Raw genomic sequence first — 3036 nt, 5'->3', positions numbered from 1 at the left:
GAGCCAGCGTGGATAGGTGGGAATCTGTTGCACCGCCCTGTCAAGCGCGCCGCGCACAGCGACGGCCTCGGCGTCGGTCAGCGTCTCCCCCAGGGTTGCCGCCAGCGCTCGGGCCATGGCGTCGTTACTGAGGCTATCCCACACCCATGTCATTTGTGAGCCGACAACGCGCGGATTGAGGCATCCTCCTACCGGCGGAAAGGCATCGGCGCCCTGCTGCACAACGCCCATCATGTCACCAGGCATATGGCGCAAGAAAGCCGATCGCCCGATCAGCGGCTTGAGGTGGTGAATCGGCAGTCCCATCTCTTCGGCCACAAGGTTGGCCAGCGACTGAATGCGGTCCAGACACAGGCCAGTATCGACCCCGTAGAGCACTTCCAGGCTGACCACGACCTCCTCCAGCGAGGCGAATCCGCCGCGGTAGGAAACACCTCCTATCGAAACGTCAGGGGACGCACCAGCGGTAGCAGCGGCGATGGCGCCAGCCGTGGCCAGGCCAAAATCATCGTGCACATGCATCGTCACTGGCACATCCTGGATGAGCCGCGCCCGGTACCGCCGCACGAAAACCTTCATCGCCTCTGGCGCCAGGCTGCTCGTCGAGTCCATCAAATCGAGCCGCTGTGCGCCTAACTGAATGGCCTTGTTCGACACGTCGACCATGCTCTCGAAGTCGCGTCGTCCAACATTGGCCAGCGTGACCGTCACGTCAACGCGCAGGCTCCTGGCAAGCTCGAAGAACGCGGCCAACTCATCCATCTGCCGAATGTGCGCGTCGGGAGATGGTGCTTGCACGATTCCAACCGCCAGCGTGCGTACACCGAGATCAACGAGCATCTCGACCGACTCACGCGCGGATACGGGCTGCGGCAATTGGCCATCGGAAAGAAAGGTGTCCGCGTAGACATTGAGCCGGAATCCGAAGTCACGCCCGGCGATCGCGCGGCAGAGCGCCAATTCACGCGGGATGGGTTCGGGGCCACCGCCCCAGGTGATATTGAGGCTTTCTTCCTTTATCCCGGCCTCTCCCAGCGCCTCGGCCACGCGGACAAAGCCGTCGATGCTGGTGAGCGCACCGGCCGTGAAAAGCATCTTGCGCAGCGTGCTATCGATGAGGGTGAGTGGTTGGGGCCAGGTGAACTGTGCCTGGACTTCGGGATCAAAGTTGATGGGGCTAACCCAGAAGCTACCCTCACGGCGATACGTACGTTCAGGGTTAAGCATGTGGACCTCCCCGGCCTTGTCTGGCGCGGACGTGACGCACGACGCCAATCATGTTGCCTGGACGCAGGCGGCCCGGCCAATACCCATGTGGGGCGCAGGTGTGGCAATCAGGGTGACGTGCCGCCCATCACCGTTCATCACCGCTATTCGGCCCGGAGCGGAGCCAACCGGTTGCCTTTGGGTCAGGAATGGGCACGGCGTCGAGCAACTCCCGGGTGTAGGGGTGCTGCGGCTTACCGAAGACCTCCGCCGTGGGCCCATGCTCCACGATCTGGCCGGTACGGATCACCGCAGTGCGCTGGCAGAGGTGGCCAACCACCGCCAGATTGTGGGCGATAAAGAGCATCGTCAGGCCCAGTTTCGCCTGCATATCCATGAGCAGGTTGATCACTTGCGCCTGCACCGAGACATCGAGCGCCGACACCGGTTCGTCACAAACAAGCAGCCGCGGACGGACGGCCAGGGCCCGGGCAATAGCGATACGCTGGCGCTGCCCCCCGGAGAATGCATGGGGATGCCGCTGCATATCTCCAGCCGACAATCCCACAAGCGAAAGAAGCTCCACCACCCGCTCTCGCCGGGCAGCGGCGGATGGTTCGAGCCGGTGCACGAGGATGCCCTCGCCCACCAACTCCTCCACCGTCATGCGCGGGTTAAGACTGGCATGCGGATCCTGGAAGACCATCTGGACTTCGCGCCGCAGCCGCCGCAGGTCTGCCCCCCTGGCTTTCGGTACGTCGATGCCGTCATAGAGAATGGTGCCGCTGTCCGGAAAGCCAAGCCGGACAATGCATTTCACCAGGGTCGATTTCCCCGACCCCGATTCCCCGACGAGCCCGAACGTTTCCCCTTCCTCAACCTCCAGGCTCACCTCGCTCAGCGCGTGCACAGGCTGCTTGCCACCCATGCCAAAGGTCTTGCTGACCTGCTCGACTTGCAGCAGCGCCATCGCCTGTCAATCCGTACCTTGGGTCACCACGTGGCAGGCCACCAGCCCGCCGTCCGGTTGCACTGTCAACAGCGGGATATCCTGGCGGCACCTTTCGACCGCAAGCGGACAACGCGGGTGGAACGCGCATCCTGGAGGTCGGGCCGCCGGTGAAGGTGGAGCCCCCGGGATAGGATCCAGCGCCCGCGCCGCCTGGTCCAGCCGTGGGAGCGCGTCCAGCAACGCAGAGGTATAGGGGTGCGCAGGCGCCGCGAAGAGCGCCTCCGTGGTGCGCTCTTCAATCTTGCGCCCTGCGTACATCACCACCACACGCTCGGTGAACCCGGCCACCACAGCCAGGTCATGCGTAATCATGAGGACGGCCAGTTGCCGTTGCCGCGTCACCTCATCAAGGAGTTGCAGCACTTGCTTTTGCACGCGAACATCGAGGGCAGTGGTCGGTTCGTCGGCGATGAGGACATCGGGCTCGCCAATCAGCGCCATGGCCAGGACCACGCGCTGTCGCATTCCCCCTGAGAACTCATGCGGATAGGCGCGCATCCGCTCCGGTGCACGGGGCACGCCTAGCTCGTCCAGCAAGGCACAGGCTCGTTCCCACGCCTCCTTGCGGGGGACGCCGCGCAGCCGCAGCGGCTCGGCCACCTGCTCGCCGATGGTCTGCAACGGGTTCAGCGCGTGCATGGGGTCCTGGAAGACCATGCCGATGCGGCTGCCCCGGATGCGGCTCATCGCCTTTTCTCCGAGACCGAGCAGCTCCACCCCGTCCAGTTGGACCGACCCAGACAGGCGCACGTTAGTATCGAGCTTCATCATGGCGCGGGCGGTAATCGACTTGCCGGAGCCGGACTCCCCCACCAGTG

Annotated in this window: 3 protein-coding genes; all 3 read right to left on the bottom strand. The window is 64.2% G+C overall.

The features are described from left to right. Positions 1-1227, bottom strand: a 1227-nt coding sequence (locus ACILSL_RS27500; protein WP_395735269.1) for a 2-isopropylmalate synthase, incomplete at its 3' end; no start/stop codon positions are given. Between the two features lie 127 nt (positions 1228-1354). After that, entirely contained in the window at positions 1355-2176 is an 822-nt protein-coding gene (locus ACILSL_RS27495) for an ATP-binding cassette domain-containing protein (protein ID WP_395735268.1), read from the bottom strand. A gap of 6 nt (positions 2177-2182) precedes the next feature. Further along, positions 2183-3036 (bottom strand): ABC transporter ATP-binding protein (locus tag ACILSL_RS27490; RefSeq protein WP_395735267.1); only part of this gene is annotated, 854 nt, incomplete at its 5' end.

Origin of the sequence: Prosthecobacter sp. (genome assembly GCF_044222345.1) — a bacterium.
Taxonomy (GTDB): domain Bacteria; phylum Verrucomicrobiota; class Verrucomicrobiia; order Verrucomicrobiales; family Verrucomicrobiaceae; genus Prosthecobacter.
This window is presented reverse-complemented; position numbering and strand designations above follow the sequence as displayed.

What these genes read in the sequence shown, in the direction of transcription:
- ACILSL_RS27495 (WP_395735268.1), bottom strand. Translation starts at nt 2,176, where the DNA reads ATGGCGCTGCTGCAAGTCGAGCAGGTCAGCAAGACCTTTGGCATGGGT.